The organism is Caulobacter sp. GW821-FHT10F06 (assembly GCF_058809215.1).
On the sequence record NZ_JBXASK010000007.1, the window covers coordinates 198794 to 214877 of the forward strand.

13 protein-coding genes are annotated in these 16084 nt (G+C 67.6%); 9 read left to right on the forward strand and 4 right to left on the reverse strand.

The window, feature by feature from the left end; all coding sequences use genetic code 11:
• Nucleotides 1–79: 79 nt before the first annotated feature.
• Genes AC1RUS_RS16860 through AC1RUS_RS16875 form a run of 4 tightly spaced genes read right to left on the reverse strand, consistent with a single transcriptional unit; the run spans nt 80 to nt 3591 of the window.
• Nucleotides 80–862 carry a rhamnogalacturonan acetylesterase gene (locus AC1RUS_RS16860; RefSeq protein ID WP_492917748.1) on the reverse strand — a complete coding sequence of 261 codons (783 nt, stop codon included), beginning with the start codon at nt 860–862 and terminating at the stop codon, nt 80–82.
• On the reverse strand, nt 859–2001 hold the full coding sequence (lldD, locus tag AC1RUS_RS16865; protein WP_492917749.1) for an FMN-dependent L-lactate dehydrogenase LldD: 1143 nt from the start codon (nt 1999–2001) through the stop codon (nt 859–861). The genes AC1RUS_RS16860 and lldD overlap by 4 nt, the downstream gene beginning before the upstream one ends.
• Before the next feature lie 4 nt (nt 2002–2005).
• Nucleotides 2006–2767, reverse strand: coding sequence for an L-rhamnose 1-dehydrogenase Lra1 (lra1, locus tag AC1RUS_RS16870; protein WP_492917751.1), 762 nt, complete (start codon nt 2765–2767; stop codon nt 2006–2008).
• A gap of 23 nt (nt 2768–2790) precedes the next feature.
• The gene (locus AC1RUS_RS16875) at nt 2791–3591 is read right to left on the reverse strand and encodes an IclR family transcriptional regulator (RefSeq protein ID WP_492917752.1); all 801 of its coding nucleotides are present in this window, start codon (nt 3589–3591) and stop codon (nt 2791–2793) included.
• A gap of 265 nt (nt 3592–3856) precedes the next feature.
• Between AC1RUS_RS16875 and rhmD the strand changes: the two genes are divergently transcribed.
• The 9 genes from rhmD to AC1RUS_RS16920 all read left to right on the forward strand — a co-directional run bounded on the left by rhmD (nt 3857) and on the right by AC1RUS_RS16920 (nt 16020).
• Nucleotides 3857–5035 carry an L-rhamnonate dehydratase gene (gene rhmD / locus AC1RUS_RS16880; RefSeq protein ID WP_492917753.1) on the forward strand — a complete coding sequence of 393 codons (1179 nt, stop codon included), beginning with the start codon at nt 3857–3859 and terminating at the stop codon, nt 5033–5035.
• Nucleotides 5036–5056: 21 nt separating this feature from the next.
• Entirely contained in the window at nt 5057–5920 is an 864-nt protein-coding gene (locus AC1RUS_RS16885; RefSeq protein ID WP_492917754.1) for a 2,4-didehydro-3-deoxy-L-rhamnonate hydrolase, read from the forward strand.
• Nucleotides 5917–6681 (forward strand): SDR family NAD(P)-dependent oxidoreductase, encoded by a 765-nt coding sequence (locus tag AC1RUS_RS16890; protein ID WP_492917755.1) that lies wholly within the window; start codon nt 5917–5919, stop codon nt 6679–6681. The genes AC1RUS_RS16885 and AC1RUS_RS16890 overlap by 4 nt, the downstream gene beginning before the upstream one ends.
• A 12-nt stretch (nt 6682–6693) precedes the next feature.
• Entirely contained in the window at nt 6694–7602 is a 909-nt protein-coding gene (locus AC1RUS_RS16895) for an amidohydrolase family protein (protein ID WP_492917756.1), read from the forward strand.
• Nucleotides 7603–7633: 31 nt separating this feature from the next.
• Nucleotides 7634–7969 carry an L-rhamnose mutarotase gene (gene rhaM, locus AC1RUS_RS16900; protein ID WP_492917757.1) on the forward strand — a complete coding sequence of 112 codons (336 nt, stop codon included), beginning with the start codon at nt 7634–7636 and terminating at the stop codon, nt 7967–7969.
• A 185-nt stretch (nt 7970–8154) separates the two neighbouring features.
• Nucleotides 8155–11859, forward strand: coding sequence for a beta-galactosidase (locus AC1RUS_RS16905; protein WP_492917758.1), 3705 nt, complete (start codon nt 8155–8157; stop codon nt 11857–11859).
• Nucleotides 11860–12044: 185 nt separating this feature from the next.
• Nucleotides 12045–13154, forward strand: coding sequence for a beta-galactosidase BglB (gene bglB / locus AC1RUS_RS16910; protein WP_492917760.1), 1110 nt, complete (start codon nt 12045–12047; stop codon nt 13152–13154).
• A 179-nt stretch (nt 13155–13333) separates the two neighbouring features.
• Nucleotides 13334–14905: an MFS transporter gene (locus tag AC1RUS_RS16915; RefSeq protein ID WP_492917761.1), complete on the forward strand. Its 1572-nt coding sequence runs from the start codon at nt 13334–13336 to the stop codon at nt 14903–14905.
• 56 nt (nt 14906–14961) lie between these two features.
• On the forward strand, nt 14962–16020 hold the full coding sequence (locus AC1RUS_RS16920) for a glycoside hydrolase family 43 (protein ID WP_492917762.1): 1059 nt from the start codon (nt 14962–14964) through the stop codon (nt 16018–16020).
• Nucleotides 16021–16084 lie beyond the last annotated feature (64 nt).

The following is a 16084-nucleotide window of genomic DNA, read 5'->3' on the forward strand; positions in this document are numbered from 1 at the left end:
GGCCCGCCGGCGAACTCGGCCAATCTTCCCCCCATGGCCTCAAGGAGCGCCGTCCCGGACGACGCTCCTTTTTCTTTGGCTAGGGACAGGCCGGCCCGCCCAGTCGGGCCTGGGCTGCCACAGAGGCCGGACGCACCGATTTCGAGACCGGCAGGGCCAGGCTCTTCAGGCGCGTGGCCACCAGGGCCGCGGCCAGGCGCGCGCCGCCCTCGTTGATGTGGGTGTCGTCACTGATGCCGTCGGGATAGCGGGCGACGTGGTCGTTGGGCGTGTAGAAGAGATAGAGGCCGCGCGAGGCCAGCTGCCCCCTCGCCTGCTGGGCGGCCATCATGTCGGCGTCCAGATCGACCAGCGGGACCTTCATGTCGGTCGCCACCCTGTGGATGGTCGCCGCATAGGGGCCGTGGGCGTCGACGACCTTGCCGTCCTTCCACATCCAGCGAGCGATGGGCGTGACCAGCACCGGCGTCGCGCCGGCGGTCCGCACGTCACCCACGAAGCGGCGCAGGTTGGCGTCATAGGCGCCGTTCGGATCGGTGAAGCGCTCGATCTTCTTGGTGTCGGCGTCGTTGTGCCCGAACTGGATCAGCACGGTGTCGCCGCGCTTCAGCTGGGCCAGCAGCACCGACCACAGACCCTCTTCCAGAAAGGTCCTCGTCGAGCGGCCGCCGCGCGCCAGGTTCACCACCTCGACATTCGGGGTCAGCGAGCACTTCAGCACCATGCCCCAGCCCATCTGCGGATAGCGCTCGGGGCCATAGGGGGCGGCGGTGGAATCGCTGGCGATGACGATGCGCTGCGGCGCGGGGGCCTTGGCCGGCGTCGCCGCGACGGCCAGGGCGGCCAGCAATGCGGCGATCACGCCTTCAGCTCCGCGAGGATCGAGCGGTCGATCTGGTCGACGCGATTGACGCCGGTCAGGGCCATGGCCACGCGCATCTCCTTTTCCATCAGGTCCAGCAGCTGGGTCACGCCCGGTCCGCCGCGCGCGGCCAGGGCGTAGACGAAGGCCCGGCCCAGCAGGACGCCCTTGGCGCCCAGGGCCAGCATCCGCACCACGTCCAGGCCCGAGCGCACGCCGCCGTCGGCCAGCACGGTCAGCTTGTCGCCCACGGCCTCGGCGATCGCCGGCAAGGCGCGGGTCGAGGACAGCACGCCGTCCAGCTGGCGGCCGCCGTGGTTGGAGACCACGATCCCGTCCGCGCCGATGTCGGCGGCGGCCTTGGCGTCTTCCGGGTCGAGCACGCCCTTGATGATCAGCGGACCCTTCCAGAGCTCGCGGATCCATTCGAGGTCCCTCCACTGGATGGAGGGATCGAAGTTGGCGCCCAGCCAGCCCATGAAGTCTTCCAGGCCGGAATTCTTGCCCAGCACCGGCGCGACATTGCCCAGGGTGTGGGGACGGCCCATCAGGCCGACATCCCAGGCCCAGGCCGGCTTGCCGACCGCCTGCAGCATCCGGCGCATCGCGGCGTTGGGACCGCTCATGCCCGAATGGGCGTCGCGATAGCGCGCGCCCGGCACCGGCATGTCGACCGTGAAGACCAGGGCCGTGGCCCCCGCCGCGCTGGCGCGGGCCAGCAGGTCGCGCATGAACGCCCGGTCGCGCAGCACATAGAGCTGGAACCAGATCGGCGCGCTGGAAGCCTTGGAGACCTCGTCGACGTCGCAGACCGACACCGTCGACAGGCAGAACGGCACGCCCTTGGCGGCGGCGGCCCTGGCGGCCTGCACCTCGCCCCGGCGCGCGTACATGCCCGTCAGCCCGACCGGGGCCAGGGCCACCGGCAGGGCCTGTTTGACGCCGAACAGGGTGGTCGAGGGATCGACGCCCGAGACGTCCTTCAGCACCCGCTGGCGCAGGGACAGGTCGGCGAGATCGGAGACATTGCGGCCCAGCGTCCGCTCGGCATAGGCGCCGCCGTCGATATAGTCGAACAGGAAGCGGGGCAGCTTGCGCCGCGCCGCTTCCCGGAAGTCCGTGGTCGAGGAAACGATCACGGGACTACTGGAGGTTCACGAACGCGCCGCCGTCGACCAGCAGCGCCGCGCCGGTGACGTACTTGGCCAGGTCCGAGGCCAGGAACACGATCGGGCCGGCCAGGTCGTCGGGTTCGCCCAGGCGGCCCAGCGGGATGCGGCTGGCCATGTATTCGCGCTTGGCGACGTCGGCCAGGTCTTCCTTGTTGATCGCCGTCTCGATGGTGCCCGGCAGCACCGAGTTGCAGCGGATGCCGTACTTGCCCAGCGCGATGGCGGTCGACTGCATCAGGCTGTGCACGCCGGCCTTGGTGGGCGTGTAGTGGGTCTGCATGCCGCCGCCGACCAGGGCGCTGATCGAGCTGACGGCGATGATCGCGCCGCCATTGCCCTGCTTGACTATCTGGTTGGCCGCCGCCTGCACCATGTAGTAGGCGCCGAACAGATTGACTTTCATCGTCCGCTCCATGACCTCGGGCGGCATGTCGAGGAAGGCGTGGAAGGGACAGATGCCGGCGTTGTTGACGAACACGTCGACCTTGCCGAACGCGGCCACGGCGGCCTCGACGAAGGAACCGGCGGTGGCGACGTCGGCGACATCACCCTTCACGGCGATCGCGCGGCGGCCCAGGGCCTCGATCTGCGCGACCGCGTCGGCGGCGCCGGCCTCGTCGGAGTGGTAGTTGATCGCCACGTCCGCGCCGTGCTGAGCGCAGCCGATCGCGGCGGCCTTGCCAATCCCCTGCGAGGCGCCGGTCACCAGCACCACCTTGTCCTTCAGAAGCATCGTTCCCTCACTGTATTGGCCGCCTAGCTCTTGCTGGCGGCCGTTCTCTTCCCATTCCAGCCGAGGTCCCGGCCGATGGCGTTGGCGGCCTCGATCACGTCCTCGACCAGGGTGTTCATGCGCTCGTCGTCCATGTACTGGGCGGCGCCCGAGACGCTGATGGCGGCGACGATCTGGCCCGTGGCTCCGCGGATCGGCGCGGCGACACAGCGGATGCGGTCCTCGTTCTCCTCGAGGTCGAAGGCCACCCCGCGCTTGGAATAGTCCTTCATCCAGGCGATCCATTGCTCCTCGTTGGGGGCGCCGGGAGCCGGCGGGCCTTCCATCTTGTAGAGCTCGCGCCAGCGGGACTCGGTCTCGTCCAGCACCAGGGCCTTGCCCAGGCCCGTCGAGCGCACCGGCTGGCGGTCGCCCACGCGGGAGCTGATGTTGATGCGGCGACGGCCGGTCAGCTTGTCGAGATAGAGGGCGCGGTCGGCGTCGAGCACGCCCAGGTGGACGGTGTCCTCCAGCTCTTCCCACAGCTTTTCCAGGTGCGGGCGAGCCAGGCGCGGCAGGTCCATCTGCTGGCTGGCCAGATAACCCAGCTCCAGCAGCTTGGAGCCCAGGCTGTAGCCTTCGCGCGGGGCTTGCGATAGCAGCCGGCGCTCGACGAGGGCCGTGGCCAGGCGATGGGTGGTGCTGCGCGTCAGGCCCAGCTGCTTGGCAAGCGCCGGCAGGCCGATGGTGCCCGACTCGGCCACCACGTCCAGCAGGTCGAGACCCCGGAACAGGGTCTGGCTGCCGCTCGGGCTCTTGGTCGCCGTATTGTCGTCCGCCGCCACCGGTTCCGCTCCCCTTGACGCCTGTCGTTTCATTTTGTAGCACTCTCTCTCATATTGTGGAACGCGAGGCAAGCGATACGGACGGCGACTCTTCCGAGCCGCGCACCCCGCGAACCACTAGCGTGTCATACGTTGTCTTAGGGAGGTAGGCGCGGCCAACTTGGCTGTCGCCGCGGCAAACCGGAGCCCATGCGGAGCCGGCGGGCGCCTTCCTGTCCATGGGGTCGCCGGGCGCGTCCCCTTCAGGTTGGAGCTTCGGTCTTCCATGGCGTTTCCGGTCATCAAGCATGTTCGCGCCTTCGTGGTTCGAGGCGGCGGCGCCGACTATCATGACCAGGGCGAAGGCCACTGGATCGACGACCACATCGCCACCCCGATGTCGCGCTATCCCGAATACCGCCAGAGCCGCCAGAGCTTCGGCATCAATGTGCTGGGCACGCTGGTGGTCGAGATCGAGGCCGCCGACGGCACCATCGGCTTCGCGGTGACCACCGGCGGCGAGCCGGCCGCCTATATCGTCGAAAAGCATCTGGCGCGGTTCCTGGAAGGCCGCGACCCCACCGAGATCGAGAAGATCTGGGACCAGATGTACTTCTCCACCCAGTACTACGGCCGCAAGGGCCTGGTGGTGAACGCCCTGTCGGGCGTCGACCTGGCGCTGTGGGACCTGCTGGGCAAGCTGCGCCAGGAGCCGGTCTATCACCTGCTGGGCGGGGCGGTTCGCGACGAGCTGACCTTCTACGCCACCGGCGCGCGGCCCGATCTCGCCAAGCAGATGGGCTTCATCGGCGGCAAGATGCCCCTGCACCACGGCCCGGCCGAGGGCGAGGAAGGCCTGCGCAAGAACCTCGAAGAGCTGGCCACCATGCGCGAGCGCTGCGGCGAGGACTTCTGGCTGATGTTCGACTGCTGGATGGCGCTGGACCTGAACTACGCCACCAAGCTGGCCCACAAGGCCCACGAATATGGCCTCAAGTGGATCGAGGAGGCCCTCAGCCCCGACGACTACTGGGGCTATCGCGACCTGAAGAAGAACGCCCCCAAGGGCATGCTGGTCACCACCGGCGAGCACGAAGCCACCCGCTGGGGCTTCCGCATGCTGCTGGAGATGGAGTGCTGCGACATTATCCAGCCGGACGTGGGCTGGTGCGGCGGCATGACCGAGATCATCAAGATCTCGAACCTGGCCGACAGCCGCGGCGTGCTGTGCATTCCACACGGCTCCAGCGTCTACAGCTACCACTTCGTGGTCACCCGCCATAACAGCCCGTTCGCCGAGTTCCTGATGATGGCCCCGAAGGCCGACGAGGTGGTGCCGATGTTCCACCCGCAGCTGATCGGCGAACCCGTGCCCGTGAAAGGCAAGCTCAAGCTCTCCGACGCCCCCGGTTTCGGCGTCGAACTCAATCGCGAGGTCGGTCTGCACCGGCCTTACGCCCGCTGATCTTCTCGAAAGCCCAGACCCATGAAACTGCTCCGCTACGGCCCCAAGGGCTCTGAAAAACCCGGCCTGCTCGACGCCGACGGCCAGATCCGCGACCTGTCGGGCCACGTCGCCGACATCACCGGCGCCCAGCTGTCGCCGGCCAGCCTGAAGGCCCTGGCCGCGATCGACCCGACGTCGCTGCCGCTGGTCGAGGGCTCGCCCCGCTACGGCGTGCCGGTCAACGGCGTTTCGAAGTTCATCGCCGTGGGCCTGAACTTCGCCGACCACGCCGCCGAGTCGAACCTGCCGATCCCCGCCGAGCCGGTGCTGTTCACCAAGGCCGTCAGCTGCCTGACCGGCCCGAACGATCCGGTGATGATCCCGCGCGGTTCGGAAAAGACCGACTGGGAAGTCGAGCTGGGCGTCGTGATCGGCTCGCGCGCCAGCTACGTCACCGAGGACGAAGCCCTCGACCATGTCGCCGGCTACGTGCTGATCAACGACGTCTCGGAACGCGCCTTCCAGATCGAGCGCGGCGGCACCTGGGACAAGGGCAAGGGCTGCGACACCTTCGGTCCGGTCGGTCCGTGGATGGTCACCTCCGACGAGGTGGGCGATCCGCAGGACCTGGGCATGTGGCTGGACGTCAACGGCCAGCGCAAGCAGGACGGCTCGTCCAAGACCATGATCTTCCCGATCAGCAAGCTGGTCTCGTACATCAGCGAGTTCATGACGCTGGAGCCGGGCGACCTGATCACCACCGGCACGCCCCCCGGCGTCGGCATGGGCCAGAAGCCCGAGCCCGTCTATCTGAAGGCCGGCGACAAGATCCATCTGGGCATCGAGAAGCTGGGCGAACAGCGCCAGATCGTCGTGGCCTGGTCCAAGGACGGCATCTCGTGAGCGCCACCTCCGTCTCCCCTTATCTTGGGCGTTTCGCCGGCCGGACGGCCGTCATCACCGGCGGCGCCTCGGGCCTGGGCAAGGCCGTGGCCGCGCGCATCGTCGCCGAGGGCGGCACGGTCTCGCTGTGGGACCTGGACGCCGACAGCCTGAAGACCGCCGCCGCCGAAGTTGGCGCGGCCCACACCGTGGCCCTGGACGTCTCCGACCAGGCCGCCGTCGCCGCCGCGGCCAAGGCCGCCAACGACGCCCTGGGCCGCATCGACATCCTGGTGGCCTCGGCCGGCATCACTGGCGCGACCGTGCCGGTGCACGAGTTCCCGCTCGACAGCTGGAAGCGCGTGATCGACATCAACCTGAACGGCGTCTTCTACTGCAGCCGCGAGGTCGTGCCGTACATGCTGGCCAACGGCTACGGCCGCATCGTCAACGTCGCCTCGGTGGCCGGCAAGGAAGGCAATCCCAACGCCTCGGCCTATTCGGCCAGCAAGGCCGGCGTGATCGGGCTGACCAAGTCGCTGGGCAAGGAACTGGCCACCAAGGGCGTAATCGCCAACGCCATCACCCCGGCCACCTTCGAGAGCCCGATCCTGGAGCAGCTGCCCCAGAGCCAGGTCGACTACATGCGCGGCAAGATCCCGATGGGTCGCCTGGGCGAGATCCACGAGAGCGCGGCCATGGTCTGCTTCATGGCGTCCGAAGAGTGCAGCTTCACCACCGCCGCGACCTTCGACACCTCCGGCGGCCGGACCACCTTCTAGGGAGCCGGAGCCATGGCGTACGCGGGCGAGATCGTCGATCCCCACATGCACCTGTGGGACCTGGAGCGGCATTACTACGCCTGGCTTCAGGATCGCCCGCTGCCGAACAACCCGGCGGGCGACATGTCGCCCATCGCCTATCGCTCGTATGGACTGGACGACTATCTGGCCGACACCCAGGGCTGGAACGTCGTCCAGGTCGTGCATGTCGAATGCGGTCTGCCGCCCAAGGACCAGCTGAGCGAGACCGACTGGCTGCAGGGCGTCGCCGACCAGCGCGGCGTCATCGGCGGCATCGTCGCCGGCGCCTGCCTGGACGACACCGGTGTCGAGGCCCTGCTGGAGGCCCACGCCGCGCGGGCCAACGTCCGGGGCATACGCCAGATCGTCAACTGGCACGCCGACCCGGCCAGGACCTATGGCGATCGCGACCTGCTGCTGGATCCCCAGTGGCGCGCCGGCTACGCCCTGCTGGCCAAGTACGGCCTGTCGTTCGACCTGCAGCTCTATCCCTCGCAGATGGAGACGGCCGCCGCCCTGGCCGGCGCCCATCCGGACATCCCGGTGATCGTCAACCACGCCGGCATGCCGACCGATCGCGACGAAGCGGGGCTCAAGGCTTGGCGCGACGGCCTGGCGCTGCTGGCCCAGCGCCCGAACGTCAGCTGCAAGATCTCGGGCCTGGCGATGATCGACCGGGTCTGGACCGTCGACAGCCTCAAGCCCTTCATCCTGCAGGTCATCGACGCCTTCGGGCCCGAGCGCTGCATGTTCGCCAGCAACTTCCCGGTCGAGAAGGTGCACGGGTCGTTCGGCGGCTTCTACGCGGCCTATGACGCGATCAGCGCGTCGTTCAGCGACGCCGAGCGATCCCAGCTGTTCGCCGGGACGGCTCGACAGATCTACCGCCTGCCCCACTGACAACGACAAGAACACGACCGGGAGGAAGACGATGAGCACGACCACGGAAAGCCGCCCCCTCGCCTTCCGCATGCAGCTGAAGCCCGGCGTCGCCGCCGAGTACGAGCGCCGTCACGACGAACTGTGGCCCGACCTAGCCGCCGCGCTGCGTGACGCCGGCGTCCACGACTATTCGATCTTCCTGGACGAGGAGACCATGAGCCTCTTCGCCGTGCTGCGCCTGCGCCCCGACAACAAGAAGGACGCCCTGCCGCTGCAGCCGGTGATGAAGCGCTGGTGGGACTTCATGGCCGACCTGATGGAGGTCCACCCCGACAACAAGCCCGTCGAGTGGCCGCTGAAGCCCGTCTTCTACTTCGAGGGATAGGCATGACCAGCCTGCCCCTCCGCGCCGCGAAAACCTCGTCCTTCGACAAGCTCAGGATGAGGTTGTCGAATGCAAGGCCTGTCCATGGTCCTCATCCTGAGCCTGTCGAAGGACGAGGGCCACGCACGGCGCTCGCCGGTCAATGCGCCCTAAGTCTGGCCGCCGCGCTGCTCTCCACCACCGCCATGGCCGAGCCCCTGCGCTACACGATGACGGCGTTCACCAACGCCAGCCAGTCGAACATGAGCGTCTACGACTCGGCCGATGGCACGCGCTTCACGCTGAAGAAGCCCCTGGCCTATACGCCGCCCAAGGGGCTGATCCGCGATCCCAGCGTGATGAAGCACACCGACGGCTGGTACTATGTCGCCTACACCACGGGCTGGAGCGGCGACACCATAGGCTTGGCGCGGTCCAAGGACCTGGCCGACTGGACCTTCCTGCGCGACGTCACCATCGACGTTCCCGGCGCGACCAACAGCTGGGCGCCGGAGTGGTTCGTCGACCAAGACGGGTCGGTCAGCTTGATCCTGTCGGTCTCGACTACGGGCCAGCAAGGCGCCTTCCAGCCGGTGCGGATCATCGCGACCGACGCCTCCCTGGCAACCTGGAGCGCGCCCAAGCCGCTGGCGGGCCTGGGGCCCAACTTCATCGACACCTTCGTGGTCAAGGACGGCGGGCTCTACAACGCCTTCGCCAAGAACGAGACGACCAAGTTCATCGAGCTGTGGACCGCTCCGTCGCTGGACGGCCCCTGGCAGGCCAAGGGGACCGGCGACTGGGCCGGCTGGGGCCGGTTCCTGGAAGGCCCCGCCCTGACCCGCACGCCCGACGGCGCGTGGCGGATCTATTTCGACGAATACATGGCCAAGCGTTACTGGTCGTCAGACAGCAAGGACGGCTTCCGGACCTGGACCAAGAAGGTCGAACTGCCCGAGCTTTCCGGCACGGTGCGCCACTTCACGGTGCTGAAGGAAGGCGGCGAACCAGCCGCCATCGCCAAGCCTGCTGAAGTCCACAAGATCACCTGGGACAAGTACTCCCTGAAGGTCGACGGTGAGCGCGTGTTCTCCTGGGGCGGCGAGTTCCACCCCTTCCGCGTGCCTAGCCCCGACCTGTGGCGCGACATCCTGCAGAAGATGAAGGCCAGCGGCTACAACACCGTCGCCATCTATTTCGACTGGGGCTACCACTCGCCCAAGCAGGGGGTCTACGACTTCAGCGGCGTGCGCGACATGGACCGCGTGCTGACCATGGCGAAGGAGGAAGGCCTCTACGTCATCACCCGCGCCGGGCCCTACGTGAACGCCGAGCTGACCCGGGGCGGCTTCCCTGGCTGGCTGGTCAACCAGCAGGCCCGCGCCCGCACCGACGCACCGGAATACATCACCGCCGCCGACGAGTGGCTGACCCAGATCAACGCGGTCGTCGCCCGCCACCAGCTGACCACCGGCCAGGGCACGGTGATCGCCCACCAGATCGAGAACGAGCTGGATGTCGTCGGCGCTCCGCAGCAGCGCTACATGCAGTGGCTGTACGACAAGGCGAAAGCGGACGGGATCACCGTCCCCATCTTCCACAACGACAAGGGCCGCAACGGCTACTGGGTCCCCAAGGGCTCGAACGTGCCGGGCGCGGTGGAAGGCCCCACCGACCTCTACGCCTTCGACGGCTATCCGGGCGGCAACTGCAAGGTCGACTCCACGCCCGCCAGCCCCGGCGTCGCCCCCGACTGGGGCATCCACGGCAATGGCGGCTCCAAGGGCGGCGCCTCGGCCAGCCCCAACACGCCGGGCTTCCTGGCCGAGTTCGGCGGCGGCTGGTTCGACTATTGGGGCAGCAACGGCGACTACGACTGCACCGCCATCCATCGCGGCGTCGGCTACCAGCGCGTGTTCTACGCCACCAACATCGCCAACGGCATCACGCTGCAAAGCTTCTACATGACCTATGGCGGGACCAGCTGGGGCTGGCTGCCGGCCCCGGTGGTGTTCACCTCCTACGACTACGGTTCGGCGATCGACGAGGCTCGCGGACTGCGCGACAAGGCCCGGGTCATCAAGCAGATGGGCGAGTTCATCGCCGCCGTTCCCGACCTCCGCCGCATGGACAAGGGCGAGGCCGTCACGCCGTCGAACGACAAGGTGAAGGTCTATCACAACGTCAATGCGGAGACGGGAAGCCACCTCTATGTGGTGCTGCACAATCCCAGCAGCGGCACGGGCGACGAGGCCTTCACCTTCAAGCTGAAGACCCGCGACGGCGAGTATGTGGTCGCCTCAAAGATCAAAGGTCAGGACAGCAAGATGCTGATGGCCAGCTATGACCTGGGCGGCCAGCGGCTGGTCTATTCAACGTCGGAGATCCAGACGCACCTGAAGCAGAACGACGGCGACCTGGCCCTGCTGTACGGCCGCGCCGGCGAGGCGGGCGAGACGGTGCTGCGCTATGCGAGCGCCCCAAAGGTCGAGGTGCTTGAGGGTGATATCGTCTCGAGCTTCGACGCCGCCAAGGGCGACCTGAAACTGGCCTACACGCACAAGGGCCTGGCCCGCGTGAAGATCACCGGCGGCGGTCGTCCGCCCCTGACCCTGCTGCTGGCCGACGCCGAGACCGGCCAGACCTTCTGGCGGCGCGACGCCCTGCTGGTGCGCGGCCCGGGCCTCGTCCGCAGCGACGCGATCAGAGGCGGCGTGCTGTCCCTGACCGGCGACACCGAGACCGACAGCCCGCTGGAAGTCTTCGCGCCCAAGACCGTGACGAGCCTCCGCTGGAACGGCGCCAAGGTCGCCGTGAAGACCACCGCCTCGGGCAGCCTGCTGGCCGACAAGGCGCTGGCGGGTCCCGCCGTCGTGGCCGTGCCCGACATCACCCAGCTGACCTGGAAGACCGCCCCCGGCTCGCCCGAGGCCGATCCCACGTTCGACGATTCCAACTGGCTAAAGACCGAGGGTCGCCGCAGCGGCTCGACCGTGCGCGGTCCCACCGGCCAGCCGGCGCTGGACATGAGCGCCTATGGCTTCCACCAGGGCGACGTCTGGTATCGCGGCCGCTACACCGCCAAGGCCGGGATCGACACCCTGACCCTGCACTACGGCGCCGGCGGCGCGGGCATGTTGCAGGTCTGGCTGGACGGCAAGTTCCTGGGTCAGCACGAGCTGGACGGCGGCCTGCCCCGGCCGATCACCACCGGCGTGGCGACCTTCAAGCTGCCGCCCGAGGCCCAGGACGGCGAGCACGTCCTGTCGGTGATGGTGCGCAACAACGGCCACAACTGGGACCTCGACGCCGACGACTTCCACAAGGAGGCGCGCGGCCTGGTCTCGGCCTCGCTGTCGGGTCCGGGGACCTATAGCTTCGCGGTCCCGATCGCCTGGAAGATCCAGGGCAATCTGGGCGGCGAGGACATCCAGGACCCGGTGCGCGGCGTCGCCAATAACGGCGGCCAGTATGGCGAGCGGATGGGCTGGCACCTGCCGGGCTTCCCCGATGCGTCCTGGGCCAAGGCCGACATGGCGGCGACCCAGCCCTATACCGGCACGACCTGGTATCGCACCAGCTTCGACCTCGCCCTGCCCCAGGACCACGACGTCACCCTGGGCTTGTCGATCGGCGATCCGGAAAAGCCGCGCTCGCCGGGTCGCTACCGGGTGCTGATCTTCGTCAATGGCTGGAACATGGGCCAGTTCATCGCCCATGTCGGCCCGCAGCGAACGTTTGTCCTGCCCAACGGGATCATCGACCCGCGCGGCAAGAACACCCTCGCCCTGGCGGTGACCAGCGACGGGGCCCCCGGCGACGCCCTGGAGACCGTCAAGCTCGTGAACCTGCGGACCGTGCGCGGCGGCGTCCCCGTCGCCCGCGTGCCCGCCCCCGACTTCAAGCCATGAGCGGGAAAGACCAACCTCAGCGACCCGACCTCGCCCTTCGACGGGCTCAGGGTGAGGTCGAACGCACCGCTTCAGCCGGAAGCCTCATCCTGAGCTTGTCGAAGGACGAGGTTTCCGCGCCCACGATCGAATGTCGGCCAGCCCCAGTTCGGCTGGACCGCGCCTAACACCAAGGAGACGACCCCGTGCCCAATCTCGCACACGGCCTCGAGGCCAAGGACATCAAGGCCAAGATCTCGCTGCTGATCAGCAATCTGGTCGACATCCAGGACGAGACCGGCGAGTTCCTGCTGCGCCTGGACGACGGCCGGGTGATCGACACCAAGGGCTGGAACGACTGGGAATGGACCCACGGCGTGGGCCTGTACGGCCTGTGGAAGCAGTACGAGATGTCGGGCGACGAGCGCGCCTTCGAGATCATGACGAAGTGGTTCGCCGACCGCTTCGAGGCCGGCACCCCGACCAAGAACATCAACACCGTCTCGCCGTTCCTGACCCTGGCCTATCTGTATGAGGCCACCGGCGACCACACCTATCTGCCCTATCTCGAAACCTGGGCCGACTACGTCATGTACGAGGGCCCGCGCACCGAGGAAGGCGGCTTCCAGCACATCGTCTTCAACAGCGAGAACCCGCAGCAGCTGTGGGACGACACCCTGATGATGAGCGTGCTGCCGCTGGCCAAGATCGGCCTGCTGCTCGACCGTCCCGACTTCGTGGAAGAGGCCAAGCGCCAGTTCATGGTGCACGTGAAGTACCTGGCCGACCGCAAAACCGGCATGTGGTTCCACGGCTGGACGTTTGAGGGCCGGCACAACTTCGCCGACGCCCTGTGGGCGCGCGGCAATTGCTGGGTCACCATCGCCATCCCCGAGTTCATCGAGCTCCTGGACCTTAAGCCCGGCGACGCCCTGCGCACCTTCCTGATCGACACCCTGGAAGCCCAGATCAAGGCCCTGGCCCGCTATCAGGATGACGCCACGGGCCTGTGGCACACCCTGGTCGACGACAAGACCTCGTACCTGGAAGCCTCGGCCACGGCGGGCTTCGCCTATGGCGTGCTGAAGGCCGTGCGCAAGCGCTATGTCGGCAAGGAATACCAGGACCTGGCGATCAAGGCGCTGAAGGGCGTGATCGCCAATATCGACGAGGCCGGCGAGCTGCAGCAGGTGTCGTTCGGCACCCCGGTGTTCGACACCCTGCAGGGTTACAAGGACATCCCCCTGACCTCGATGCCCTACGGCCAGTCCCTGGCCCTGCTGGCTCTGGGCGAGTTCCAGCGGGCGTTCATCTAGGCGTTCAACTCAATGCGCGGTCCTCGTCCTTCGACAAGCTCAGGATGAGGACCGTGGCCGGCGCCGGGACCTAGAGAAACCTCATCCTGAGCTTGTCGAAGGACGAGGTTTCCGCCCCAGCCGCTGAACGTAAGACCAAGACGGGGCTTCAGACCCCGTCTCAAAGGGAAGAGACGAAGATGGCGACGCCGGACATCCGCAAGCCGACCTGGATCAACTACTGGGGCTGGGGCTCGGGCGATATGCTGGGGGCCGGCGCGCAGGCCGTGATCACCGGCTGGCTGGCCTATTTCTTCATCACCTTCTGCGGGCTGTCGCCGGTCGAGACGGGCCTGATTTTGGGCCTGCCGCGCCTGTTGGAAGCCATCACCTGCCCGCTGATCGGCTACATCTCCGACAACCTGCGCCACACCTGGGTCGGTCGCCACATCGGCCGGCGGAAGATCTTCCTGATCATCACCATCCCGCTGCTGCCGGCCTTCGCCCTGATCTTCGTCAGCGGCCAGACCTTCACCTATTACCTGCTGACCTTCGTATTCTTCGAGTTCGTCTACACGATGTTCCTGATCCCGTGGGAAACCCTCGCGGCCGAGATGACCAAGAAGTACGACGAGAAGGCCAAGTTCGCCGGCGCGCGGATGATGATCGCCCAGACCTCGGCGATCCTGGCCTCGTACCTGCCAACGCTGATCATCAACCAGCTGGGCGGCAAGGACTCGCCCTCGACCTTCCTGATCATGGCGGCGATCTTCGGCGGGCTGTTCAGCCTGGTGGTGCTGCTGGTCGTGCTGCTGAGCTGGGAGCGGCCCTACACCGAGGCCGAAAAGCTGATCCAGCCCGAGCCGATGGACTGGGCCAAGGCGGCGCTGATCCCGGTCAACATGTTCCGCGACCTGTTCTCGACCCTGCGCATCAAGGCCTTCCGCCAGCACCTGAGCCTCTATCTGGGCGGCTATATCAGCCAGGACATCTTCAACACCGCCTTCCCGCTGTTCGTGGCGACGGTGATGCTGGGGGCGACCCTGGTGATCTCGCAGCTGATGACGACCATGTACGTCGCCCAGCTGATCTCGGTGATGATCGCGGTCAACGTGGTGATCCGCACCGGCCCGGTGATGGCCTATCGCATCGCCATCAGCTTCGTCGGCGCGGCGCTGGTGCTGTTCCTGGCCTTCTACCTGATCAAGCCGGCGGGCTTCGCCGAAGGGCTGACGGCGCTGGGCGGCAACCTGTTCGGCGGCGGCGCGTCGCCGGCCGTGCTGTTCTGGCTGTTCGTGCCGATCATCCTGGCCGGCCTGGGCCGGGGCACGCTGAACTTCGTGCCGTGGAGCGTCTACAACTACCTGCCCGACGTCGACGAGGCCGTCACCGGCCTGCGCCGCGAAGGCATCTTCGCCGGGGTCATGACCTTCGTGCGCAAGATCGCCCAGTCGGGCGCGATCCTGGTCACCACCAGCCTGATCGGCGCCGGCGGCTTCGTCTCGGCCGCCAAGGGCCAGCCGATGCCCCACCAGACGCCCGAGGCGGTCCGCGCCCTGGTGCTGGTGATGGTGGGCCTGCCGATCCTGGTCATGCTGGCCGGCATGGTCATCTCGTGGTCGTTCCGCCTGAACGCCAAGACCCACGAGGTGCTGATCCACGAGGTCGAGCGCCTGCGGGCCGGCGAGACGCAGCCCGAGAGCGCCGAGTCCAAGCGGATCGTTGAGGACCTGACCGGCTGGAAGTGGGAGCGGCTGTGGGGCCGCGCCTAGAGCCTATCGACATTCGGCCCGTGGAACCGAAAACCTCGTCCTTCGACAAGCTCAGGATGAGGTTTTCGAAGGCCGGCGGCGGAAATGGTCCTCAGCCTGAGCCTGTCGAAGGACGAGGACCACGCAAGGCCATTCAAGGTCGCGACTACGCCCGAGCCCTGTTGGGGCTGCTGGCCCTGGCGACGGCCCTCGGCGGGCCCACCCCGGCCCTCGCGGGCGGCCCGCTGTACCGCGACCCCGTCCACGACGGCGCGGCCGACGCCACCCTGGTCCGGGACAAGGCCGGCTGGCTGATGTTCTACACCAACCGCCGGGCCGACAGGCGCGAGCTGGGCGACATCGCCTGGGTGCACGGTACGCACATCGGAGTCGCCGCCTCCAGGGACGGCCAGACCTGGACCTACCAGGGCGAGGCCAAGATCCCCTATGGCGGACCCGACACCACCTTCTGGGCGCCGGAGATCGTCACCGACGGGCCGACGCACCACATGTTCCTGACCATCGTGCCGGGCGTGTTCGACACCTGGAACGCCCCGCGCGAGATCATCCACCTGACCAGCCCGGACCTGAAGGCCTGGACCTTCGTGTCCAAGCTCGATCTCGGCTCGGATCGGGTGATCGACGCCGATATCGTCAAACTTCCGAATGGCGTCTGGCGGATGTGGTTCAAGGACGAGCGCGACGGCAGCCGCATCCACTATGCCGACAGTCCGGACCTGAACCGCTGGACGCTCGGCGGCGTCGCCACGGCCACGCGCGGCGAGGGCCCGGTGGTGTTCCGCTGGAAGGACCGCTGGTGGATGATCCGCGACGTCTGGAAGGGGCTGGAGGTGCTCAGCTCGCCCGACGCCGCGACCTGGACGCCGCAGGCCGAGCGCATCCTGGAAGCGCCGGGGACGGCCGCGACAGATCGCGCCAAGGGCCAGCACCCCGACGTCGTCGTGCAGGGCGGCCGCGCCTTCATCGTCTATTTCACGCACCAGGACGGCGAGCCGGAAACGGCGAACGACCCCAAGTGGCGGCGGCGCACCGTGCTGCACGCGGCGGAGTTGCAGGAGGCCGGCGGCGTGGTGTCGGTGAATCGCGACCTGCCCTTCAAGCTCAAGCTGCGCTAGCCCGAACCCCTGCGACATATTCGCCAGCCCATTGTGCATGGGGCCGACGCAACGCATTTTCAGG